Annotated in this window: 22 protein-coding genes; 16 read left to right on the top strand and 6 right to left on the bottom strand. The window is 57.4% G+C overall.

The window, feature by feature from the left end; all coding sequences use genetic code 11:
• The first annotated feature begins 130 nt into the window (after positions 1 to 130).
• Entirely contained in the window at positions 131 to 1,498 is a 1,368-nt protein-coding gene (locus tag ACTG3T_RS13525; RefSeq protein WP_439102812.1) for an OmpP1/FadL family transporter, read from the top strand.
• A gap of 242 nt (positions 1,499 to 1,740) precedes the next feature.
• Here the strand turns inward: ACTG3T_RS13525 and ACTG3T_RS13520 are convergent, their stop codons facing one another.
• Positions 1,741 to 2,709 carry an MBL fold metallo-hydrolase gene (locus tag ACTG3T_RS13520; protein ID WP_439102811.1) on the bottom strand — a complete coding sequence of 323 codons (969 nt, stop codon included), beginning with the start codon at positions 2,707 to 2,709 and terminating at the stop codon, positions 1,741 to 1,743.
• A 96-nt stretch (positions 2,710 to 2,805) separates the two neighbouring features.
• Here ACTG3T_RS13520 and ACTG3T_RS13515 point away from each other — a divergent pair, with 96 nt between their 5' ends.
• From ACTG3T_RS13515 to ACTG3T_RS13500, 4 genes are all read left to right on the top strand, one after another.
• On the top strand, positions 2,806 to 3,339 hold the full coding sequence (locus ACTG3T_RS13515; protein ID WP_439102810.1) for a YeeE/YedE thiosulfate transporter family protein: 534 nt from the start codon (positions 2,806 to 2,808) through the stop codon (positions 3,337 to 3,339).
• Positions 3,339 to 3,869, top strand: a complete 531-nt coding sequence (locus ACTG3T_RS13510) for a YeeE/YedE thiosulfate transporter family protein (RefSeq protein WP_439102809.1) — start codon at positions 3,339 to 3,341, stop codon at positions 3,867 to 3,869. The genes ACTG3T_RS13515 and ACTG3T_RS13510 overlap by 1 nt, the downstream gene beginning before the upstream one ends.
• A 129-nt stretch (positions 3,870 to 3,998) precedes the next feature.
• Entirely contained in the window at positions 3,999 to 5,813 is a 1,815-nt protein-coding gene (locus ACTG3T_RS13505; RefSeq protein WP_439102808.1) for a cation:proton antiporter, read from the top strand.
• 102 nt (positions 5,814 to 5,915) lie between these two features.
• Positions 5,916 to 6,467 carry an HNH endonuclease gene (locus tag ACTG3T_RS13500; protein ID WP_439102807.1) on the top strand — a complete coding sequence of 184 codons (552 nt, stop codon included), beginning with the start codon at positions 5,916 to 5,918 and terminating at the stop codon, positions 6,465 to 6,467.
• A 10-nt stretch (positions 6,468 to 6,477) separates the two neighbouring features.
• On the opposite strand, the gene gcvT is transcribed toward ACTG3T_RS13500, so the two are convergent.
• Positions 6,478 to 7,590 (bottom strand): glycine cleavage system aminomethyltransferase GcvT, encoded by a 1,113-nt coding sequence (gene gcvT, locus ACTG3T_RS13495; protein WP_439102806.1) that lies wholly within the window; start codon positions 7,588 to 7,590, stop codon positions 6,478 to 6,480.
• Positions 7,591 to 7,696: 106 nt separating this feature from the next.
• On the opposite strand from gcvT, the gene ACTG3T_RS13490 reads away from it, so the two are divergent.
• Positions 7,697 to 8,215 carry a shikimate kinase gene (locus tag ACTG3T_RS13490; RefSeq protein WP_439102805.1) on the top strand — a complete coding sequence of 173 codons (519 nt, stop codon included), beginning with the start codon at positions 7,697 to 7,699 and terminating at the stop codon, positions 8,213 to 8,215.
• Between the two features lie 414 nt (positions 8,216 to 8,629).
• A complete protein-coding gene (locus ACTG3T_RS13485; RefSeq protein WP_439102804.1) occupies positions 8,630 to 8,848 on the top strand; it encodes a PA3496 family putative envelope integrity protein in 219 nt (72 codons plus the stop codon).
• Between the two features lie 123 nt (positions 8,849 to 8,971).
• Here ACTG3T_RS13485 and ACTG3T_RS13480 read toward each other — a convergent pair whose 3' ends face one another.
• Together ACTG3T_RS13480 and ACTG3T_RS13475 are read right to left on the bottom strand one after the other, a co-directional pair.
• Positions 8,972 to 9,799: a hypothetical protein gene (locus ACTG3T_RS13480; RefSeq protein WP_439102803.1), complete on the bottom strand. Its 828-nt coding sequence runs from the start codon at positions 9,797 to 9,799 to the stop codon at positions 8,972 to 8,974.
• A 4-nt stretch (positions 9,800 to 9,803) separates the two neighbouring features.
• Positions 9,804 to 11,150 (bottom strand): glutamine synthetase family protein, encoded by a 1,347-nt coding sequence (locus tag ACTG3T_RS13475; protein WP_439102802.1) that lies wholly within the window; start codon positions 11,148 to 11,150, stop codon positions 9,804 to 9,806.
• A gap of 189 nt (positions 11,151 to 11,339) precedes the next feature.
• Here ACTG3T_RS13475 and ACTG3T_RS13470 point away from each other — a divergent pair, with 189 nt between their 5' ends.
• From ACTG3T_RS13470 to ACTG3T_RS13450, 5 genes are all read left to right on the top strand, one after another.
• Positions 11,340 to 12,620: an NAD(P)/FAD-dependent oxidoreductase gene (locus ACTG3T_RS13470; RefSeq protein ID WP_439102801.1), complete on the top strand. Its 1,281-nt coding sequence runs from the start codon at positions 11,340 to 11,342 to the stop codon at positions 12,618 to 12,620.
• Positions 12,617 to 13,654 (top strand): EF-P beta-lysylation protein EpmB, encoded by a 1,038-nt coding sequence (epmB, locus tag ACTG3T_RS13465; protein WP_439102800.1) that lies wholly within the window; start codon positions 12,617 to 12,619, stop codon positions 13,652 to 13,654. The genes ACTG3T_RS13470 and epmB overlap by 4 nt, the downstream gene beginning before the upstream one ends.
• A 118-nt stretch (positions 13,655 to 13,772) precedes the next feature.
• Complete coding sequence (locus ACTG3T_RS13460; RefSeq protein WP_439102799.1) at positions 13,773 to 14,609, top strand: outer membrane beta-barrel protein; 837 nt, start codon at positions 13,773 to 13,775, stop codon at positions 14,607 to 14,609.
• 44 nt (positions 14,610 to 14,653) lie between these two features.
• The gene (locus tag ACTG3T_RS13455; RefSeq protein ID WP_439102798.1) at positions 14,654 to 14,938 is read left to right on the top strand and encodes a hypothetical protein; all 285 of its coding nucleotides are present in this window, start codon (positions 14,654 to 14,656) and stop codon (positions 14,936 to 14,938) included.
• Between the two features lie 23 nt (positions 14,939 to 14,961).
• On the top strand, positions 14,962 to 15,771 hold the full coding sequence (locus tag ACTG3T_RS13450; RefSeq protein ID WP_439102797.1) for an SDR family NAD(P)-dependent oxidoreductase: 810 nt from the start codon (positions 14,962 to 14,964) through the stop codon (positions 15,769 to 15,771).
• 90 nt (positions 15,772 to 15,861) lie between these two features.
• Here ACTG3T_RS13450 and ACTG3T_RS13445 read toward each other — a convergent pair whose 3' ends face one another.
• Together ACTG3T_RS13445 and ACTG3T_RS13440 are read right to left on the bottom strand one after the other, a co-directional pair.
• Positions 15,862 to 16,266: an SgcJ/EcaC family oxidoreductase gene (locus ACTG3T_RS13445; RefSeq protein WP_439102796.1), complete on the bottom strand. Its 405-nt coding sequence runs from the start codon at positions 16,264 to 16,266 to the stop codon at positions 15,862 to 15,864.
• Positions 16,267 to 16,308: 42 nt separating this feature from the next.
• Positions 16,309 to 17,970, bottom strand: coding sequence for a SulP family inorganic anion transporter (locus ACTG3T_RS13440; RefSeq protein WP_439102795.1), 1,662 nt, complete (start codon positions 17,968 to 17,970; stop codon positions 16,309 to 16,311).
• A 141-nt stretch (positions 17,971 to 18,111) separates the two neighbouring features.
• Here ACTG3T_RS13440 and ACTG3T_RS13435 point away from each other — a divergent pair, with 141 nt between their 5' ends.
• From ACTG3T_RS13435 to ACTG3T_RS13420, 4 genes are all read left to right on the top strand, one after another.
• A complete protein-coding gene (locus ACTG3T_RS13435) occupies positions 18,112 to 19,041 on the top strand; it encodes a hydrogen peroxide-inducible genes activator (protein WP_439102794.1) in 930 nt (309 codons plus the stop codon).
• 128 nt (positions 19,042 to 19,169) lie between these two features.
• Positions 19,170 to 19,709, top strand: a complete 540-nt coding sequence (locus ACTG3T_RS13430) for a hypothetical protein (protein ID WP_439102793.1) — start codon at positions 19,170 to 19,172, stop codon at positions 19,707 to 19,709.
• Positions 19,710 to 19,758: 49 nt separating this feature from the next.
• Positions 19,759 to 20,469 carry a crotonase/enoyl-CoA hydratase family protein gene (locus ACTG3T_RS13425; RefSeq protein WP_439102792.1) on the top strand — a complete coding sequence of 237 codons (711 nt, stop codon included), beginning with the start codon at positions 19,759 to 19,761 and terminating at the stop codon, positions 20,467 to 20,469.
• On the top strand, positions 20,469 to 21,092 hold the full coding sequence (locus ACTG3T_RS13420; protein ID WP_439102791.1) for a tRNA-(ms[2]io[6]A)-hydroxylase: 624 nt from the start codon (positions 20,469 to 20,471) through the stop codon (positions 21,090 to 21,092). The genes ACTG3T_RS13425 and ACTG3T_RS13420 overlap by 1 nt, the downstream gene beginning before the upstream one ends.
• The last annotated feature ends 90 nt before the right edge of the window (positions 21,093 to 21,182 follow it).

Genomic DNA, 21,182 nt, shown 5'->3' with positions numbered 1-21,182 from the left:
TGACAAAAGCCTGTAAATAGTCGTTTACACCAAGCGAAAATCACAATATCTTAATATTCGAATGTAGTACGGCGAACCCAACGCTGATACTGCGGGGGACAATAACGATAAGTTGGAAAAGGAACGAACCATGCGAGCAAACAAGTTCTTCGTGGGTGGCGCTATAGCGTCGGCACTTTTTATCTCCGGCAACGCTGCCGCAACTAACGGTTACTTTACCCACGGTATAGGCACGCATAACAAGGCGCAGGCGGGCTCTGGCACGGCATCGCCGGAGCAGTCTATTGATGCGGCCAACAATATTGCATCCGGCGTTTTGGTGGGCGACCGCCTTGATGTGGGCATCGCACTGTTCTCCCCAAGACGGAGTTACAACGCCTCGGACAGCCAGCTCAACGGCCAGTTCGGCTCCTTCACGGTCAACGCTGACAACGTAGAAAGTGGCAGCGAGTACTTCCCCATTCCCTACATCGGAAAAAGCTGGGCACTGGAGAATGATCGGGCACTCAGTCTGATTTTCTACGGTCGCGGCGGCATGAACACCGACTACAGCGGTGGCAGCGCCACTTTTGATCCCGATGGTCCGGGGCCTGCGCCCATCATGACACTCCCTGGCACCTTTGGCACGGGCAATACGGGTGTCAATCTGAACCAGGCGTTTCTCGAACTAGGTTACAGCTTCAAGACGGGCGACTTTGCCTTCGGCATCGGGCCGGTGATCGCTATGCAGGCCTTTGAAATTGAGGGCGTCAGTGCCTTCGGTGGCTTCACCAAAACCTTCGCAGCCAGCGGCGGCACTCAGCCTCCCACCGCACTGAGCAACAATGGCACCGATTACTCTCTTGGCTACGGCCTGAAGGTCGGAGCCATCTGGGATGCCACGGACACCCTGGATTTTGCCGTGTCCTATCAGTCCCGGATGGAGATGCAGAAGTTCGACGACTACTCGGATCTTTTTGCCAGGCAGGGCGCTTTCGATATTCCCGCGGTAGGACGCGTCGGCATGAGCTGGCAGGCTAGCGAGCGCCTCAGGCTCCACCTCGATATCGAACACGCGCAATACGGTGAAATTGAATCCATCGCGACACCGCTCCAGCGCATATTCGACTGCCCCACAGTGAACCCGCTTAGCACCAATGTCGAGGCCTGCTTTGGCGGCAATCAGGGCGCAGGTTTTGGCTGGAGCGACGTAACGACCTATAAAATCGGCGGTAGCTACGTGCGTGGCGATTCACCCTTCACCTATCGCTTTGGCTACAACTACAGCGAACAGCCCATCGATGAGTCAGCGGTGGTGTTGAATATTCTCGCCCCTGCGACAGTGGAGCAACACTTCACCTTTGGCGTGTCCCGCAAGACCCAATCAGGCAATGAGTTCAGCGTCGCATTCATGTATGCGCCGGAAAACACGATCAGCGGACCCAATGCCTTTGATCCCACGCAGACTATTGATCTGAGCATGGATCAGTTTGAAATCGAGTTTTCCTGGAGCTGGTAGCACATCATTGAGCTTGTGACTCTTTGGCACCGCAGGACAACTGACGCTGTTTACTCCACTCGCTGAGTGGGGGGACGCTCGTTACGTAAACAGCGTCAGCGGTCCTGCTCCGTGCGTAGTTCTGACACCGCTCCGGGGTAAGGCAAGCTGGGCCGATTCGCGGAGTGAGCGTCACCCAGCTTAGCGAGTGCAGCGGATCGGGCCAGCTTGCCGTGTTCATACCGCTAGAGCCCTGCTCGGCGTTAAAAGAGTTTCTCTTCCATCTGCCTGAACAACCGCCCTGCATTCTTTCGGGCAAGCTCATCGAAGGTATCGAGGTGACTGTAGGCGGACTGATCGATCTCGTAGGCATCGCTTAGATCACCGTAGTCATCCAGGATGATCTCGATCTCGTCCCGCAGGAATTCCAGATAGCCCTGGGTGTAGTAACGGATGGTATCCAGGTCCGTAGGCCCGCCATGTCCCGGGATAACCACATCAGGCTCAAGGGCCGCCATGACGTCGAAGGAGTCTATCCAGGCGTCTACATCAGAGTCCGGAAAGATTCCCAGCAGGCGTTCATGGAACGCGATATCACCGGCAATCAACAGGCCTTGCTCAGGGAGCCAGACAGAGAGATCACCGGGAGAGTGGGCACGGCCGAAACGGCGCAGTTCAATGGGCTGCCCCTCCAGATTCAGCCGGTAACTGTCCTCCACGGCAATATCAGGCACAACCACCTTTGCGGAATCCACTAAAGACCCCATGCGCTCCCGCATTTGTGCCAGGGAATTCTCGCCATGGGCTTTTATCGCTTCGATGGCCTCACGCTGAGCAATGATGGGAATGCCGAGCTCACTCCAATAGCTGTTACCCAGAAAGGCATGGCCCTGGCCATTTTCGTTGATGACATAGCGCACCGGCTTATCGGTGCGCTCGACTATGGCGCGGTGTAGCGCGGCGGCGAGTAAGGCGTTATCCCCTCCATTCACCACAACGACTCCACCCTCGGTAATGATGAAGGTCAGATTGTTGTTATGGCCAAAGTTATCCCGCGAGGGGGCAGCCGTGGCGCCAATGGCAGAGAACACGGAATCGCTCACCCGGGTGATTTCAAGCTCGGGGAGCGAAGTGCTCGCATCTGAAGCCCACGAGTGCCCCGCCCCGAGCAGCAGCAATGCAACTAAGAAGATAAATTTGAATGTCTTTACGCCATTTTTCTTTGAACGCATGGGCCGGGAACCAAATAGTCGATTTACTTAATATTTTAATTTGCTAATATTCGCGGACGCTACAGTAACAACGATAAAATAAACAGGGAGAGCGCTTTGAAAAAAGACTTCATCATTTCTTGGAAAGCCGCGGGTATTTCGCTAGGCTTATTACTGATCATTGCGACCGCGCTGGTGAAGCCTCTCGGCGTCTCCACACAGTTTGTAGTGACCGACGGCATCGTTGCCCATAAGGTGGCACCCCAATTCGCCGAATCCAACACCTATCTGTCGAAGTACGGCCTGGACGACGACTGGGGCGTTGGCTACGGCTGGATGCTGGTATTCGGTATGGTGGTCGGAGGCGGTGTCACCTCTTTACTGCTTCGCCGGCGTCAACCGGAAGCCGACAAGGGCTCCATGCCTGAGCTTTGGAAAAACGCCTTTGGACCCTCTCAGACAAAGCGCTATCTGGCCTCTTTCTTCGGTGGGGTGCTGTTGCTGTTTGGGGCGCGGCTGGCGGGAGGCTGCACCAGCGGCCACATGATCAGCGGCATTTCACAGCTTGCACTGAGTTCTTTTATCTTCGGCGTCATCACTTTTGTATCCGCGATTCTGATGGCCAAATTCCTTTATCGCGGGAGAGCGTGATGGGTACATTAATCATAGGGTTTCTCATCGGCTGCGCCTTTGGCGCGATTTTATACATGGGCGGCGCGACGAGTTATCGACGCATTCTGGGAACGCTGCTCCTGAAAGACATGTGGATCATCAAACTGATGATGACAGCCATTGGCGTGGGCTCTCTCGGTATCTATCTCCTCGATATGGGCGGCCTGGCAAATATGTCGGTCAAACCGGCCTATGTCTGGGGCATTGCTATCGGTGGAGCCATCTTTGGCATTGGCTGGGCGGTAGCGGGTTATTGTCCGGGAACCTGTGTGGTGGGCAGTGCCGAGGGTAAAAAAGATGCGATCTTCACCCTGCTGGGCGCCCTGGCGGGCGCCTTCCTGTTCTCGCTGGCCTTTCCATTTCTGGAGTCCAAGCTGATCCAGCCTGCGAACTTCGGTGAAGTTACTCTTGAGTCACTGCTGGGCGTGAACGGTATTTATATTGCCCTGCCATTTAGCATCGCTCTGCTGTTGCTGGCGTTTTTTGTCCTGAAGGACCGCTACGACTGATGCACTCGGGCGCCGGGGTTGTTGATTTTCACCCCGCGCCTTCCTTTCGCGTTACTCTCGCCTTCCTTTCCATCACGTCTGGATCACAGTAGGCTGGCCCGCTAATTTGTACGTGGGCCCTAGCCTCCTATGGATCAATCTGTTCTCTATACCATGGCCGCTGTACTGGTGCTCGGCGTCGGCGCCCAGTGGCTGGCCTGGCGGCTAAAGCTTCCGTCCATTCTGCCGCTCCTGGCACTGGGCATCCTCGCAGGACCAGCAACGGGCATTCTTAATCCTGACGAGATGTTCGGGCCTATTCTTTTTCCCATGGTTTCCCTGGGCGTTGCTCTGGTTCTGTTTGAGGGCGGCATGACCCTCAGATTCAGGGACATTCGTGGTCATGGCGCGGTCGTCACCAACCTGGTGAGTTGGGGCGCGGTGCTCAACTGGCTCATCATCGCCGCGGGCGCCCACTATCTGGCGGGCCTCTCGGGCGACATCGCCATGCTCTTTGCCGCGTTAATGATTGTCACCGGTCCCACGGTTATCAACCCGCTGCTGCGCACCATGCGCGCTGAAAACAGCGTCAGCCAGGTACTGCGCTGGGAAGGCATCATGATCGATCCGGTGGGGGCGCTCATCGCCGTACTGGTTTTTCAGTATCTGCTTACCGGTCAAAACTCGCTCATGCTTTTTGCCGAGAGTATCGCTACCGGTACGCTGCTGGGGCTCGCCGGTGCCGGCAGTCTCGGCCTGGTGCTTCGCCGGCATTGGGTGCCGGAATACCTGCTTAATGTGCTGACCCTTGCCTGGGTGGTGATGATTTTTGCCGTGAGCGATGCCTTTGTGCATGAATCCGGCCTGCTTGCAGTCACCATCATGGGCGTGCTGCTGGGCAATATGCGCAATGTCGCCGTTAACGAGATTCTCAGTTTTAAAGAGAGCCTGTCGGTACTCATTATCTCCATGCTGTTTGTGGTGCTGGGAGCCCGGGTCGATCCCGCAGAAATTCTTGCTACCGGCTGGCAGGGTGTCGTGATCCTGCTGGTGATTCTTGCCGCTCGACCGGTCGTGGTATGGCTCTCCACCATACGCAGCGGTTACCGCTGGCAGCAGAAGGCCCTGATTGCCTGGGTTGCGCCCCGGGGTATTGTCGCGGCCGCCGTGTCCTCGCTCTTTGCCATCCGCCTTGAAGAGACTGGCCATGAGGGCGCATCTACCCTCGTCGCGCTGACATTTCTGGTCATTCTCGCCACAGTGGTTCTCCAAAGCTTTACCGCGCGCCGTATGACTGCAGCTCTAGGGCTGGCCGAGGCGGAGCCCAACGGCATGCTGTTCCTTAGCGCCAACAGCGTAGCCCGGGCTCTCGGAAAGACCCTGCAGGAAGAGGGCTACCGGGTAAAACTGGCGGACACGTCCTACGAAGAAATTCGCGCCGCGCGTATGGCGGGCCTCGAGGTCTACTACGGAGATCCGATCTCCTCCCACGCCGATCAGTTCCTGGAACTCTCGGGTATCGGTCGTCTGTTTGCGGTCAGTCGCCGCTCGCGATGGAACACCCTGGCCTGCATGAAGTTCCGCAGCGAGTTCGGCCCCCAGCGTGTGTTCAGCCTGCGCAACAGCGAAGATCGCAAGGAAACCGATCGCTCCAGGATCGCCGACGAATATGCCCCGCCCCGCCTTTTCACGGCCGATGTGACTTTCGAAAAACTGGCCAGTCTTCTGGCCGGCGGCGCAGAAATGAAAATCATCCGCCTGGGAGAGGACTTCAGCCTCGAGGACTACAAACGGGAAAGCGGCTCTAAACTGATTCCGCTGTTCAGCCTGGGGGAGAAGCAAAAGCTGCGCGTCATTGACGACCCCGAGACCATTACCAACCAGACGGAGCCTCAACGCCTCATCGCGCTGGTATGGAAAAACAACGAGAAAACAGAATCGGACAAGGTCAAGGGGAGCGCCTGACTGCGAAGGCGACTTAGGTAATTTCTGAAGCAATTGACCCCGGGGATTGTTTGCACCGGTAGATTGCAGTAGCTTAAGGGAGACCTCTAGGAGTAGGAGCGCATGCAAGCGATCCTCAAGCTGGACCTGGCAGGACAACCCCGTGGGTGGCTGTCACTGCACGAAGCCATATCGGCCTATGCCCGAGGCGACGTTGTCTACGGCATAGGCGACGTATTACCGCCGGTTTTCGGGGGCGTCCAGCGACTCTCCGGAGAGCGTTCCCGCATCGACCTCCAACCCATCATCGCGCTTCAGGGCCGTATTGTGCAGGGCTTCACGCCACCCCTTTGCAATCGCACGCTGTTTCGCCGGGATGATCACCGTTGTCTTTACTGCGGAACCCAGTACGGTCGCTCGGACTTAACACGGGACCATGTGCTGCCGGTATCCCGCGGTGGCCGTGATCGCTGGGAGAACGTCGTTGCGGCCTGCAAGCGCTGCAACTGGCAAAAGGACAACAAGACGCCGGAAGAAGCGGGGATGCCACTCCTCGCCGTGCCTTTCAGGCCCAATACCTACGAGTGGCACTATCTCGCCAAAGATCGCATCCTCGCGGATCAGATGCAGTACCTGTCCCAGCAGTTCAAGGCGCCCCGGGACTGGGCGCACTGACCCGAAAGATTCAGCCGCGATAGTAGCGCTGGGGTACCAGGGGGAGTTTGCAGACCACCACTGGCAAGGCCTTACCCCGCACATCAACGCTGAGCTCGGTTTCCATCGCCGCGTAGCTGCTGTCCACAAAGGCCATGGCTACCGGCGCATCCACCGTCGCCGCAAACGCGCCGGAGCTCACAACACCCACCACCTCACCAGCTGCGTTGAGCACATTCTGCCCCTCGCGAACGGGACGCTTACCCAGCACCCGCATACCCACCCGTGTACGGGCCGTACCGTCACTCAATTCACGGGCAACGCGCTCCGCGCCGGGATAGCCGCCGGCCTTTGCACCGCCGGGGCGTCGGGATTTACTGATGGACCAGTTGAGTTTTGCCTCGATAGGCGAGATTGTGGGCGACAGCTCATGACCATAGAGGCACAGGCCCGACTCAAGACGCAGGGAATCCCTGGCGCCCAGACCGATAGGGGCCACATCGTCATGCTCCAGTAACTTGCGCGCCACGGTCTCTGCCTGCGCCTCGGGGATAGACAGTTCATAGCCATCTTCCCCGGTGTAGCCCGAGCAGGTGACGTAAATCGGCACGCCATTGAGCTCACAATGAGCACCCTGGAGAAACACCAGCTCCGCAGCGACAGGCAGCAATTCGCCCAGCACCGCCCGGGCCCGAGGGCCCTGCAAGGCAAGAAGTCCCTGCCCTTCCAATTCCCTTAAAGATTGTTCGGGGGCAAGCCGAGACTCTATCCAGGCACGGTCCTGAGCCTTACAGGAAGCGTTAACCACCAGAAAAAACGTGTCGGGCCCCCAGCGGGTGATAATCAAATCGTCCCGTACGCCGCCCTCATCATTGGTCAGGAGTGCGTAGGTCTGGCGGTGCTCCCCCAGCGCCTCAAGATCCACGGGCACCAGGGACTCCAGCGTTGCCGTCATACCCGGCCCCTCAAGAACGAACTGCCCCATGTGTGACACATCAAACAAACCAGCGCGTTCCCGGGTATGGCGATGTTCCGCAATAATCCCGTCGCTGTACTGCACCGGCATGTCGTAGCCGGCGAAGGGCACCATACGCGCACCCAGTTCCCGGTGGAGTCCGTCTAGCGGCGTGTGTTGTAGGCTCATGGCTGTTTTCCCTGGCGAGTCAGGAGGCGCACTTTACCATGCAGCGAAAGCGCTTTGAGCCTCTGCCAGAAGTGGGGATAATGCACGCCCGCAGAAGGAAAGCATCATGAGTAATATCCGGAGTCAGTTTCAGACTGTCAGCCTTATTGGCATGCCCGGCGTTGGCAAAAGCACCGTGGGGGTTATCCTGGCGAAGCTCATCGGTATGGAATTTACCGATACCGACCTGTCGATTCAGGCACGGGAGGGGAAGACCCTGCAGCAGATCATCGATAGTGACGGTCACCTGCGACTGCGAGAAATCGAGGAAGAGGTCCTCCTCAGCGAGCCTGTGAACGGTCGGGTTCTGGCCACCGGGGGCAGTGTGATCTACAGCGAGGCCATCATGGAGCGTCTTCGAGCAGCGGGTCCCGTCGTTTACCTCCGCGCCGATGTGGCAACCCTCGTTCAACGGGTAGCTGCCAACCCCGACCGTGGAATCGCCAGTGGTGCAGACCAGACCTTTGAGGATATCTATAACGAGCGAACCCCGCTCTACGAACGCTTTGCCTCCCACAGCGTTGATGCCATGGGCGGCAGCGCGGACGCCGTTGCGTCACTCATCGTTCAGGAGCTGTACTCCTAGTCTCAATCGATCAGTGTCCCCGAGATGAACGCGTTCGCGATACATCGAGTGTCGCGTCCGCCTGCCGGCTCTGACCACCAAAGCTCCTGGCAGACGCAGTCAAAACGCTGTTTTCTGTCACAAAACATCTTTTCCGCGCCCACAAATCAGTGGCACAGGCCTTGCTAACCCCATTGTGCGTCCCTGGGGGACGTACGACGAGGCTCCCGGACACGCAGCCTACGGGCCAGGCACAGGGATGTGCAGCGTGAATTCATGGAGGAAGTCCGGGATCGCCCGTCAACTTTTCGGCTTTTATAGCACTTTTTGATCGTAATTTTTCATGTAAATCAGGGGCCTGAACAGATTGACTCTCCAAAACCGCTGCCGGATATTGGCAACTGTGGATGGCCCGTAATCATCAGGAGGTGGTTTGTGGGAGATCGCAATCAGGAATCCGTCAGCGACGGCATGGACGAAATGTTCGAGCCTGTGATCGGAGATTTTTCGGAAGAAGCCTATGAAGGGCTGAATTCGGAACCTTCGGGAAAGCACCAACTGGCAGAAAAACGCCGGCGTGCGGAGCAGAGAATCGAGGAGCTTAGGCTTCGCGAGGAGCTCGGCGACTACGACCTGGAGTTCGACGACTACTGAGCCAGCGCCTGGCGCTGTGTTTGGTCATCGTTACCCCGTTCTGCGGTATTTACGCGCGGCCTCCGTAGTTATCGCCCGATTTTCCGCTATTGCTTAAGGCCTGGCGATTCACGCCGGCTTCACTTACGATTCCTGCGTTTCCCGTTGCCAGTCAAAGACGTTCAGCTCAATAAAGATAAAAGCAAACAGCCACAGGCTGGCGTCATAGAAATCCAGGAACTTGCCGGCAATGCCCCAGTAGACCGCGGCAACGAAAAGCGTGGAGTAAAGACAGTATTTTAAGTAGCGGGTGCCGTCGACAACGGCATCGGTAAGACTGCCCCGCAGCTGCAATCGCACCTCAATCTCCAGCACTACCACCACCATTATCCAGGCTGCAGCGTTAATCACATCGGTCCAGGCGAGATAGCGGGTAGCGCGGAGGGTCTCCGCATCTGCCACGATATTGAAATCACTGATACGGATAGCAGTATCGGCCACCACGGCACAATTCTCGGCACTGAGGGGTGCATATTCGTCCAGGCGCTCCAGCAGCGACCAGCCGCTCCCCAGCTGCGTACAGCCGTTCCAACCCTCCATAAGGGTCACCTTGTACAAGGTGATGAGCTCTGCGCAGTACCCGGTAAACGCCCAGACGATAGCGGCACCGCAAAGCATCCGCACACCGTGGAGGACACGCTTTACTGATCCGCGAATTTTTTCGTCCTCGAGCACCGAGGTTTCAAGCTCAAACAGCAGGAGCAATACCACCCAGGCTGCGGTATCCAGCGTGGCCGCAAACACCTGCACATACTGACCGAGGGACATAGCGCCGCTGAAAGTATGCTCCAGAGACTGGGTCTCCTCCTGCAGGAAGAGAAACACATTCCCGAGCAGAAGCAGATAGGTCAGATACTTGACCGCCGTAAACACGCGGCCGCGCAAACTGCCGCCAAAGACTCCGGACTCCATGGCGTTACACCTGCAGGAGCAGGTGCTCCCGCTCCCAGGAGCTGATCACCCGGTTGAACTCCTCGAACTCGTCAAGCTTGACCGCCGCGTAGGCCCGCAGAAACAGATCACCAAACAGCTCTGATAGTTCGGGAGTATTCCCGAGATTCCGCAAACCTTCCTCCAAAGTTCGCGCTACCTCGACACTGTCCTCATTGGCGGTACCCCGATGAGGCTCCGTCGGCGTCAGGTTTTTCTGCATACCTACGAGGCCACTGGCCAGTGAAGCGGCAATCGCAAGGTAGGGATTGGCATCCGCACCGGGAAAGCGGTTCTCTACCCGCGTGGCGGCAGGGTCACTCTGGGGCACGCGAAAAGCACAGGTGCGGTTGTCCAGTCCCCAGTTGAGGTTGATAGGTGCGGAAATTTCCGGCGCCAGACGACGATAGGAATTCACATTAGGCGCATAGAGACTGATCAGCTCCGGCGTGTATTTCTGCAGACCGGCGATATAACTCAGAAAAGCTTCTGAATGCCCGCCATGCTCATCAACAAACAGATTGTTACCCGAAGCATCCAGGAGGCTCTGATGAATGTGCATAGCACTGCCGGGCTCCCCCTTCATGGGCTTGGCCATAAACGTAGCGTACATATCGTACTTATGGGCGGTTTCCCGCACGGTACGCTTGAACACAAAGACCTGGTCGGCAAGGGAAAGGGGGTCACCGTGGCGGAAGTTGATCTCCATCTGCGCGGCACCGTTTTCATGGATGAGCGTGTCGACATCCAGGGACTGGGCGTCGGCGTAGTCGTACATGTCCTCGACGAAATCTTCGAATTCTGCAACAGCGTCGATACTGTAGGAGAGTCGCGCGGTTTCCCGCCGGCCGCTTCGCCCCACGGGTGGGACCAGCTCATTGTCTGCATCCTCATTGCGGGCCACCAGATAAAACTCCATCTCCGGCGCAATCACCGGCTGGATACCCGCAGCACGATAGGCCTCCAACACCTTGCGCAATACCGAACGCGATGCGAGGGGGTGTAGCTCCCCCGCCTGGGTGTAGCAATCGTGGATGATCTGCGCAGTAGGTTCCCGCCCCCAGGGAACCGGGCGCATGGTGGACTCGTCGGGGCGCAGCAGCATGTCGTTGTCTGTGGGCGCCACAAAGTCCCAGTGCTCATCGCAGTACTCACCGGTCACTGTCTGCACCAGAATACTCTCGGGAAGTCGCGGGTCGCCGTGGGAGATGAACTGATGCGCGGGAATAAACTTACCCCGTGCGTTGCCGGTCATATCCGGCACGAGACATTCGATCTCGGATATCTGCTGCTGCTTAAGCCAGTCAGTAATAATCTTGTGGTTCGCGCTCATGCGATTCGTCCTGATGTTTGCCAAGAAGTATCGCAGTAGCCTCCCAGCCCTAGCAATACCCACATAAGGCTAGCTTTGAGCAGAGCATTCACGGCTCCCGGGCAAAAGACTGACTGCTGTCGCGGCGGTTATGGCGCTGCGCTACTATGGTGCGCTTAAGCACTATGATCAGAGTTCCATTGAAACAACATGAGTGAAGGTCACAGCAACTCCTGGTACGCAGCCACCGCTAACTTCCAGCAGATCTTTCCCGCTCTCGACGGCAGCGCGAGCAGTGACGTTTGTATTGTGGGCGGCGGCTACACCGGCTTGTCCGCTGCGATCCATCTGCGCAAACGGGGTTACAGCGTTACGCTGCTGGAGGCCCATCGCCTCGGCTGGGGCGCATCTGGACGCAATGGCGGCCACGTGGGGACGGGGCAGCGCGCAGATCAGGAAAGTCTTGAAAAACTCGTCGGCACGGAGCGCGCTAAAAGCCTCTGGGAACTGGGTCTCGAGGGCGTTGCGACCGTTTGCGAACTCATCGATGAGTTTACCATCGACTGTGAGTTGAAAACCGGCAACCTTCATACAGCCTGCACAAAGAAAGCGGCCGAGGAACTGCGCGATGAAGCGCAGCACCTGCAGTCGGACTACGGCTACCAGGGTATCCGCTACGTAGACAGCGACGAGCTGACAAGCATGACCTCAGCTCAGGGATTTCACGGTGCCGTGCTGGATACGGGCGCACGCCATCTTCATCCCCTTAACTACTGCCTGGGACTGGCCCGCGCTGCACAAGAGCTGGGGGTGGTGATGCATGAAAACAGCCGCGTTACTCACTATGACGAGAATGCACGGGTACAGGTACACACAGCACAGGGACAGGTCGATTGCGAGCACCTGTTGCTGGCCTGTAACGGTTATCTCGGCAAGCTCGAGTCTCGCGTGGCAGGGCAAATCATGCCCATCAACAATTATGTGATAGCCACGGAGCCTCTGGAGGAAGAGATGGCGCGGCGCTTGATACGTGACGACACCTCCATGTCGGATTCACGCTTTGTCATCAACTACTGGAAGCTGTCTGCGGATAACCGACTGCTCTTCGGAGGGGGAGAGTCCTACACGTCCCGTTTTCCGAGGGATATACCCGCCTTTGTACGGCCCTACATGCTCAGCATCTATCCGGAACTCGCAGATACCAAAATCGATTACGGCTGGGGCGGCACCCTGGCCATCACCCTTAACCGCATGCCGGCCCTCGGCCACGTCTCGCCCCGCATTGTCTACGCCCATGGTTACTCCGGACACGGTGTGCCTATCGCCACACTCGCCGGCAAGCTCGTCGCAGAATGCATCAGTGGGACCGCGGAGCGTTTTGACGTTATGGCCAATGTGCCCACGCCCAGGTTTCCCGGCGGCACCTTACTGCGCTGGCCCGGACTGGTAGCAGGGATGCTGTATTACAGCCTGAGAGATCGCCTGGGATGAACGCTGCATCATCGACACTTAAATTACACAGCAGCCAAAGCTGGCAGGAACAGTTGCAGGGCGCGATTCGGACACCCTCGGAACTCGCCGCTGCCCTGGGTCTCACTCTGGAAGAGCTGCCCTACTCTTCCCGGGCCGACGACGCTTTTCCGCTACTGGTGCCTGCAGCCTTTGTGGAGCGCATGGAAGGAGGCAACCGGCTGGATCCATTGCTTCGTCAGGTCCTGGCGATCGACGAAGAGACTGTGGCTGCGGAGGGCTTTACCGATGACCCCGTGGGGGAAACGAGCCTTTACCGAGATACTCCGGGGGTCATTCGCAAGTATCAGGGCCGGGCGTTACTGGTCGCCACCGGACAGTGTGCAGTCAATTGCCGTTACTGTTTCCGACGCAGTTACCCCTACAGCGATAACAGCCAGTCCAGCAGGGAGCGCCTCGCTGCCATCGATACCCTTCTGGAAGATGCCTCCATCGCTGAGCTGATTCTAAGCGGTGGGGATCCATTGCTCCTCCCGGACGACAGCCTCGCGGCAATTGCCGCGCGCGTTCGCACCGGTGATCGTGGCGTCACGCTGCGCATTCACACGCGCCTGCCCATCGTGATTCCGGATCGCGTGACCTCATCGCTCATTGATGCCCTTACGCCCCGGGAGCAGCGCGTAGTGGTCGTCGTGCACAGCAATCACCCGAAGGAGATTGATCATGACACGGCGCGATCACTCAACCGCCTGCGCGATAGTGGCATTACGGTACTCAACCAGTCGGTGCTGCTAAAAGGTGTCAACGACGATGCTGACATCCTCGCCGAACTCAGTGACCGGCTCTTTGCGGCGGGAACCATGCCGTACTACATACATATGCTGGACAAGGTGGCGGGGAGTGCCCACTTTGAGGTCAGCGAGGCGCGTGCCCGGCAAATACTGGGACAACTAGCCAGCAGACGTCCGGGTTATCTCGTACCGAAACTCGCCATAGAAGTACCGGGAGCAGACAGCAAGCAGGAAATCGCGCCGGACTACGCAAGCGCCCCTTAACGGGTTGATAGTAATCCGACGAACTTGACGGGGAGCTCATCAACCCTCAGGTCCGCGGGGAAGGCGTATACTTGCCCTTGGGAATTCCCGGGGTCCAATGCCGGTCTGGAATAAAATAATGACGCTACCAAAAAGTACAGTCCTGTTCGCCGCTGGTTCAATCCTTTTTGTCGGCATCACGCATGCCCAGGAAGGCACCGACTTCGGCTCTCGTGTTTTTGACACTAAGCACAAACTCTCTATTGGAGCGACGCGACAGACCACCGACCTCATCATCGCTGCCACCAACGAGAATTTTGAGCCGACGCCGCTTACCCTCGATGACCTGGGTGTGAGTAACACTGATACCTCATACTTTATTGACTATCGCTACAAGTTTGCCAAGCGATGGTCTTTGTTCTTGGGCGCCTACTCCTTTACGGGTAGTGGTGAGAATGTATGGTCTCGAGATTTTAATTTTGATGGCACAGAGTTCAGCGCCGACACCCGCGTTCGAGCAGATCTTGATGTCGACACCTACATGGTGGATGTGTTGTACACGGTACATCGCAGCGACAACGTCCAGGTTTTGTTGGGAGCGGGATTACATGCCCTGGACTTTGGCGTTGGGCTCAGCGGGCGCCTTGAAATCAACGAGGTGGTAGATGAAGCAACAACGGCCGGCACCACTCTGCTGGCACCGGTACCGAATGTCAGGGGCTCCGCAAGCTGGGCTGTCAACGACCGGATTTACTTCAGCCTTGTGGGCGGGTGGTTATCGGCCAATGTCGACGAGTACGAGGGAGACTTCACCTACGCTCACCTCCGGGGGTTTTATCGAATAGGTGAAAAGCTTGGCGTGTCTTTGGGCTACCAATCCACCGATATCGACATTCAACGTATCAGGCCCACGAATACTATCGACATCAATGCGCAATTGGACGGCCCGACCTTCACACTTACCTATACTTTCTGAGCAACGGAAATGGGGAATTAGGCACAAGATCTATGGCGAGGCAAATGACCAGCAGCGAGGCAATGAGCCGAGCGGCGCAGCAGGAAAAAGCCGGCAACATCGACGAGGCCAAGCGCTCGAATCCGGGGGTGCGTTTTGTCCTGAGCACGGAAAAGCTCGAAGAAGGTAACCTCAAGCTGCAGAATTCTGGCCGTTTTGCTCATTCCCATGACTATGTGCAGCGCTGTGCCGTTGATGCAGGATTACAACTTGTCCACAGCGAAGAAATCCCTCTGAGAAAAGAACGCGGCGAATGGCTGGCCGGCGAGCTTTTTGTTTTCACCCTGTAAAACCTGATACGCGGGTACCAAATATGAAAACCCTGAAACGGCTTTTGCTACTCAGCGTCGTGCTGAGCAGCAGCATCTTCAGCACGAATCTTTTTGCCCTCGACACCGAGGACAAGGTGGCGATTATCACCGGCAGCAGCTTTGGTCTTGGACGGGAGCTTACACAGCTCGCGAGAGACAGCGGCATGAAGCTGGTACTGGTGGATATCCGTCCAGAACCCTCCGAAGCGCTGGTGGAGGAGATAACCGCAGCGGGCGGAGGAGCCATCTTCGTGGAAGCTGATCTGGCCATCGCTGAAGAGCGCCCTCAGATCATTGAGCGTGCCATGGACACCTACGGGCGCATAGACTTTCTGTTTAACAACGCCGGCTATGCCTATCTATCGAGCCTGGAAGCTATGTCCCTTGACGATGCCCACCACATTTTCGAGGTCAATTACTGGGCCTACGTAGACCTGGCGCAGCGCGTTATCGAACCCATGCGCAGCGCAGGCGGCGGCACTATTGTGAACACCGCTTCCATCCTGGGTGTACGCCCCTCTCCCCCCACCTACGGACACTACGGCGCAACCAAGCATGCGCTGCTGGGCCTGTTTCAAACCGCCGCCAAAGAACTTGCCACGGACAATATCAAAGTCATCATCGCGGCACCCGCCGGCATGAAAACCAATATCGGCAAACACGCGAAAGGCCCGGCCGTCGACCCGGGCTCGGACATCTCTCAGGATTGGGAAGATCCGGCTATCGCTGCCAGGGATATTTTCGATGCCCTGGACGGCGATGACGTTGTCATTTATCCGGGCTATATCGGTCGGCAGATGCAGGGGCAGTGAGCCGGCTACACAGCATCACGCGGACCGATGGGCACAAAAAAAGGCGCTCTGTCTGACAAAGCGCCCTTCTGATTTTCGCAGGCTGGATTCTTAGGCTGCAGCAGATTCTTGATCTGAAACACTGGCCACTTCCGGCATTGCGGAACTGTGATGCTCGACAATCTTCCAGTCGCCATCGATCTTGCGATAGAGATAGGTGTAACGTGCGGTCACCTGGGACTGATCGCCGAAAGTGAAAGTGTAGACACCGGAGTTAATCGCCAGGCCATCCGCGAGAAAGCGGATGTTTGCTTCATCGATAACACCCTTGGGCTTTTTCGCCAGAAAGTTTACGAAGTAATCACGGATTTCTTCGTGATTGTGGCGTACCTGATTGGACACTGTCGGCAGAAGAATTGCGTCTTCGGCGTAAAGTGCGGTCACCGCATCGGGATTGCCTGTAGCGAGGGCATCGTTCCAGCGTTGAAAAAACTTCATTACGTTAGCTTCTGTCATGTTGATCTCCTTTACGCGTCAACAAGGGGGTAGTTAAAAATCTCAATTGGCCGCAACGGCCTGAACTAACCGTGCCGAGCGACCGTTTTGATCAATGCCACAGCGCTCGGCAATCGCCTGCAGGGCCTCAATTCGGGTCTCAAAGTGGGCATCATCGTGGAGGCTTTCATCTGATCCGAGACTGCTTAGAGTGTCCTGAATCGATTGCGCCATCCCGGTGATGTACACGCGCTTGCCAGCCTTGTGGGCGTCATCGGCAATGGTTTCCACAGCCCGTGCCGCGGAAACATCCAAAAAGGGAACGCGATTAAAATCCAGAATGATGGAATGGGTAGCCTCCTTGTAGCGCTCCCGTACGTGGTGACCCACATCAGCAGCGGCACCAAAACTCAGCGGCCCACCGAATTCAAAAAGGGTTACCTGGTTACCCAGACGATCCAGCAGGTCGCGCTCTTCTTCCGAGGTTTGGGCGTTGGGGCGCGATAAGAGATCTTCGAGCTGAATCTTGGCCGTCTGCTGTACGTAGGCGAGTGCGGCGAGTACGACGCCAGCACCAACGGCAGTAATGAGGTCAACAAATACCGTCAGACCCAGAACCAACGCCATGAGAGCGAGATCCCAACGAGGGCCACGGTGCGCGCGCTTGAGGTAGCTGAAGTCGATGATGTCCATGCCCACCTTCACCAGTACTCCGGCAAGGGCAGCGTGGGGAATGACGGACGCGACGGAGCCTACACCCAGAACTACGGCTATCAATACGACTGAGTGAATCATTCCGGATAAACGCGTCACACCACCGGAGCGGATGTTGATCACCGTGCGCATAGTTGCCCCGGCGCCGGCGATACCGCCGAACATACCGGCAACCGCATTACCCACGCCCTGACCAATGAGCTCCTTGTTGGAGTCGTGACGGGTACGCGTCATGTTGTCAGCCACCAGCGACGTCAGCAGGCTGTCGATAGCCCCCAACACGGCGAGAATAAAGGCAGCTTCCAGAACCAGCGCCATGGCTGACTGATCAAACACCGGCATATGAAATGACGGCAACCCTGAGGGGATATCGCCCAGAATAGGCATTGCAGGCATAAAGAGACTGAGCACCGTACCGATGGCGAGGGCGGCCAGGGCCCCCGGTACATAGACACCCCACTTTGTTGGCCATTTGTAAGCAACAACGAGAGTGACCAGGCCCACGACCAACGCCGAAAAGTTGATGTCCGACAGCACGGTGGGCAAATGCGCCAGGGCGTTGAGTGTGCCCGAAGGCGACTCGTGACCAAAGAAGGCGTCAGCCTGGAGAATAATGATGATGACGCCGATGCCGCTCATAAAGCCCGATACCACGGGGTAGGGAACCAGACGGATGTAATTGCCCGCGCCAACGGCGCCAAAAATAATCTGAAACACACCGGCGAGCATGACTGCCGTGAAGATCAATCCCACATCACCTGAAAGGCTCGCAAAAAGACCGGCCAGTACCACAACCATGGGGCCCGTGGGGCCAGACACGTTGGTGGGGGTGCCGCCGAACATCGCTGCAAAAAAACCGACGATGATGGCACCGTACATGCCCGCGATAGGCCCCAAGCCCGAGGCCACACCAAAGGCGAGCGCGAGGGGTATGGCAACAACGCCGGCGGTCAATCCGCCGTAGATGTCTCCGCGCAGGTGGCTCAGGTCAAACTTCAATAACGATCGCATTTCCGGGTCCTTCCCCAACTGGCAAGGGGATCTTTAACTTGATGCCCGTACTATGAATCCTGCTTAACGCAAAACAAATGCAAGCTACGCTTTTCTGTTATAGTTTTTATCTATATAGCTAATCCCTATGGTCAGTTCCCAATGGCAACGATCAAGCAGATTCAGTACTTTCAGGCGGTGGCAGAAACGCAGTCCATACGCCGCGCCGCCGATAAACTGGATATTGCGCAGCCAACGCTCTCCACCCAGCTCGCTGCGCTGGAGAAAAGCCTCGGAGTCACCCTGTTTGAGCGCAGTCGACGGGTAACCCAGCTCACCCCTGCGGGTAGGCAACTGCTGCCGGTCACCAAGCAGCTCATCGGTCAGTGGCACGAGATGCAGGAGCTCGCCCACACCCTCTCGGATACGGCGGCCTCTACCCATCGCATGGGTGTGCCGCCCACGCTGGGCCCTTACCTCCTCCCCAACATTGTTCCGGCAATCCATAAACAGTTCGATCGCCTCAAGCTCTACGTGCGTGAGGAACCTCCCAGCCAATTGGAGGCGGGCGTCAAAGAGGGTCGTCACGACCTGGCGCTCGTGCCGTTGCCCCTGCGTTCAAAGAGCCTCGCGGTGGACGTGCTGTTTCGTGAGCCTCTCCTACTGGTAGCGTCGAGAGAATCGGGACTCGCTGTGGACGGTGTGCTTCAGGAGCAGGAACTGGCCGGGATGAGCATTCTGAGCCTCGACGAGCGTCACCAGCTCCATCAGGAGGTGCAGCGCATTTGTGAACGCACCGGCGCCGTGCTCAATCGCGACTACGAGGGCACCAGCCTGGACACGCTGCGGCAGATGGTCGTCATGGGCATGGGCGTCGCCTTTTTACCGGCGCTGTATATTCGCTCGGAAATCCATCGCCCCGAGGAGCTGGATGTCATCCGCATCGATGGGGCGCGGCTATACCGGGAGCATGCACTGGTGTACCGCAACGGCAGCCCGGTGCGACATCTGTATCAGGCACTGGCATCACTGATACGCGAGCGCATGACCGAGTCCTTCAGTGATGTGGTAACGCCGATTTTTGATCGCTAAAACCCGCTGATAGGCGATCCGGTCACCGCGTGAGGCTTCACCACTACAGACAACTTTTCCCAAGCCCGGATATCGCGTAGCATCCGGCTGCAAATACATAGCAAGTCCTTGTTTTGGAGTCACTTTTCATGAGTCGCAGCCTCTTTATCTCAATCCATCTCTACCTTTCATCTTTCTTCTCGGCGGTGGTAGTGCTCGTCGCCTTCTCCGGCGGCATGTACCTGCTGGGCGTAAAAGGCTCCCTGGAGACGACTCCGGTGGCGCAGGCCGATGGTGGGGTGGCGTTGATGGCTGATCCCAGCAAAACGGCGGTGCTTGCGGCCTTGGCAGAGGCAGGCATTGATGATTTCAATTTTGACTACGTGATCACCCGCGGCGACACGCTGTATACGCGGCCCACATCGCGCACCTACTACGGACTGACCGTGGATGGCGACAGCGTCAGCATCAGCCGCAACGAGCCCAGCTTCCAAAAACGCATGCAGGAACTCCACTTTGGTCATGGACCGTCCATGTACCGGGAGTTTCAAAAGGTTTTTGCGGCGGGCATGCTGTTCATTATTCTAAGCGGTGTATGGCTGGGACTGTCGTCCTCGCGCCTGCGAGTGAGAACACTGATCGCAGCCGGCGGCGGTTTACTCGTTTTCCTGGGTTTGGTGATGTCCTGACCGCAGCAGCACCTTTTTCAGTCACCGCAGAAAACCAGCGAGCAAAGACATGACAGAACTCGTCACCATCCAGGCAAACGAAAAATACACGCTACTCACCATGGACGATGGCAAGGCAAACGCCCTGTCCTTTGCCATGTTCGATGCATTTAACGCGGCCCTGGATACCGCAGAAGCCGCCGGCAAAGTGCTCATCATCGCCGGTCGTCCAGGGAAGTTTTCGGCGGGCTTTGATCTCTCCGTTATGGGCGCCGGTGGCGAACCCATGATGAAGCTTCTTCGTGCGGGAGCGGACCTGTCGGTGCGCCTGCTGACCTTCAGCACCCCGGTGGTACTGGCCGTAAGTGGCCATGCGCTGGCTATGGGCGCGCTGCTGTGTCTGTCGGCGGACTACCGGGTCGGCATGCAGGGTAACTACAAACTGGGACTCAACGAGGTTGCCATCGGGATGACCCTACCGTGGTTTGGTATTGAGCTTGCGCGAGCACGTCTGGACGAAACACAGATCAACGATGCCGTGGGCCTTGCTCACGTTTATGACCCCGAAAGCGCCGTGAGTGCCGGCTATCTGGATGAGGCGGTGGAAGAAGATCAACTGATGCACCGCGCTGTGGAGCTTGCCGAGAGTTTTAGTGCGTTGAATATGGCCGCCCATAAGGCGACCAAGGCGCGCGTGAGAGAGCCCATGATGGCCAGCCTCGAAGAGGCCCTTCGCCGGGATTTTGAGGCCGGCGGATCGGCTATTGCCGCGAGCAACTGATGGCCCTGTCCCAGGCTCCACGGGAATCGCCCCCAAGCGAGGCTACTTTCACCAGCCCGCTGTTATTCGCCACTCCCAGCAGCTGGGTGGATGTGGTGATGAAGGATTTTGATCGGTTCCTGCTGGATCATGCTGCCGCTGAGAAAAAGGCTTCGGGCATGGCGGTCTCCATGCTCTCTCATTATCCCGATAGACCTGAGCTGGTAGAGGCCATGGCGGATCTGGCCATCGAGGAGCTGTCCCACTATCGAGAAGTGGTTAAGTGGATCCACAGCAGAGGACAGCGCACCGCAGCGGACGAGAAAGACCCCTACGTCGGTCGTTTTCGTAAGTCCATCCGCGATGGCAAGGAGATCTATCTGCTGGACCGCCTGCTCACCGCGGGCATTATTGAGGCTAGAGGCGCAGAACGTTTTGCGCTGGTTGGCGACGCTTTGGAATCCGGACCGCTGCAAAAGTTTTATCGGGCTATTGCACGCTCGGAAGAACGTCACTTCGAGCTTTTTTACGAACTTGCGTCACTGTATTTTGCAAAGGATGTCGTTGCAGAACGCTGGCAGGAGTTACTGGAGGACGAGGCGGCGATTGTACGATCTCTGCCGCTACGCGCCGCCCTGCATTGAAGACAAACCGGCAGTATCTCGAGCGCTACGCGGCGCCTGAAGCGCTGGCGATTTTTAAGGAGTTCTCCGACGCGCGAGCAGGCGTAAAGC

Origin of the sequence: Congregibacter sp., assembly GCF_965660375.1 — a bacterium.
In the GTDB taxonomy this organism is placed as follows: domain Bacteria; phylum Pseudomonadota; class Gammaproteobacteria; order Pseudomonadales; family Halieaceae; genus Congregibacter.
This window is presented reverse-complemented; position numbering and strand designations above follow the sequence as displayed.

Coding starts and splice junctions, on each gene's coding strand:
- epmB (WP_439102800.1), top strand. CDS start 12,617: ATGAACGCTGCATCATCGACACTTAAATTACACAGCAGCCAAAGCTGG.
- ACTG3T_RS13420 (WP_439102791.1), top strand. CDS start 20,469: ATGGCCCTGTCCCAGGCTCCACGGGAATCGCCCCCAAGCGAGGCTACT.
- ACTG3T_RS13430 (WP_439102793.1), top strand. CDS start 19,170: ATGAGTCGCAGCCTCTTTATCTCAATCCATCTCTACCTTTCATCTTTC.
- ACTG3T_RS13470 (WP_439102801.1), top strand. CDS start 11,340: ATGAGTGAAGGTCACAGCAACTCCTGGTACGCAGCCACCGCTAACTTC.
- ACTG3T_RS13450 (WP_439102797.1), top strand. CDS start 14,962: ATGAAAACCCTGAAACGGCTTTTGCTACTCAGCGTCGTGCTGAGCAGC.
- ACTG3T_RS13475 (WP_439102802.1), bottom strand. CDS start 11,150: ATGAGCGCGAACCACAAGATTATTACTGACTGGCTTAAGCAGCAGCAG.
- ACTG3T_RS13520 (WP_439102811.1), bottom strand. CDS start 2,709: ATGCGTTCAAAGAAAAATGGCGTAAAGACATTCAAATTTATCTTCTTA.
- ACTG3T_RS13490 (WP_439102805.1), top strand. CDS start 7,697: ATGAGTAATATCCGGAGTCAGTTTCAGACTGTCAGCCTTATTGGCATG.
- ACTG3T_RS13500 (WP_439102807.1), top strand. CDS start 5,916: ATGCAAGCGATCCTCAAGCTGGACCTGGCAGGACAACCCCGTGGGTGG.
- ACTG3T_RS13460 (WP_439102799.1), top strand. CDS start 13,773: ATGACGCTACCAAAAAGTACAGTCCTGTTCGCCGCTGGTTCAATCCTT.
- ACTG3T_RS13440 (WP_439102795.1), bottom strand. CDS start 17,970: ATGCGATCGTTATTGAAGTTTGACCTGAGCCACCTGCGCGGAGACATC.
- ACTG3T_RS13510 (WP_439102809.1), top strand. CDS start 3,339: ATGGGTACATTAATCATAGGGTTTCTCATCGGCTGCGCCTTTGGCGCG.
- ACTG3T_RS13525 (WP_439102812.1), top strand. CDS start 131: ATGCGAGCAAACAAGTTCTTCGTGGGTGGCGCTATAGCGTCGGCACTT.
- ACTG3T_RS13480 (WP_439102803.1), bottom strand. CDS start 9,799: ATGGAGTCCGGAGTCTTTGGCGGCAGTTTGCGCGGCCGCGTGTTTACG.
- ACTG3T_RS13455 (WP_439102798.1), top strand. CDS start 14,654: ATGACCAGCAGCGAGGCAATGAGCCGAGCGGCGCAGCAGGAAAAAGCC.
- ACTG3T_RS13435 (WP_439102794.1), top strand. CDS start 18,112: ATGGCAACGATCAAGCAGATTCAGTACTTTCAGGCGGTGGCAGAAACG.
- gcvT (WP_439102806.1), bottom strand. CDS start 7,590: ATGAGCCTACAACACACGCCGCTAGACGGACTCCACCGGGAACTGGGT.
- ACTG3T_RS13425 (WP_439102792.1), top strand. CDS start 19,759: ATGACAGAACTCGTCACCATCCAGGCAAACGAAAAATACACGCTACTC.
- ACTG3T_RS13445 (WP_439102796.1), bottom strand. CDS start 16,266: ATGACAGAAGCTAACGTAATGAAGTTTTTTCAACGCTGGAACGATGCC.
- ACTG3T_RS13505 (WP_439102808.1), top strand. CDS start 3,999: ATGGATCAATCTGTTCTCTATACCATGGCCGCTGTACTGGTGCTCGGC.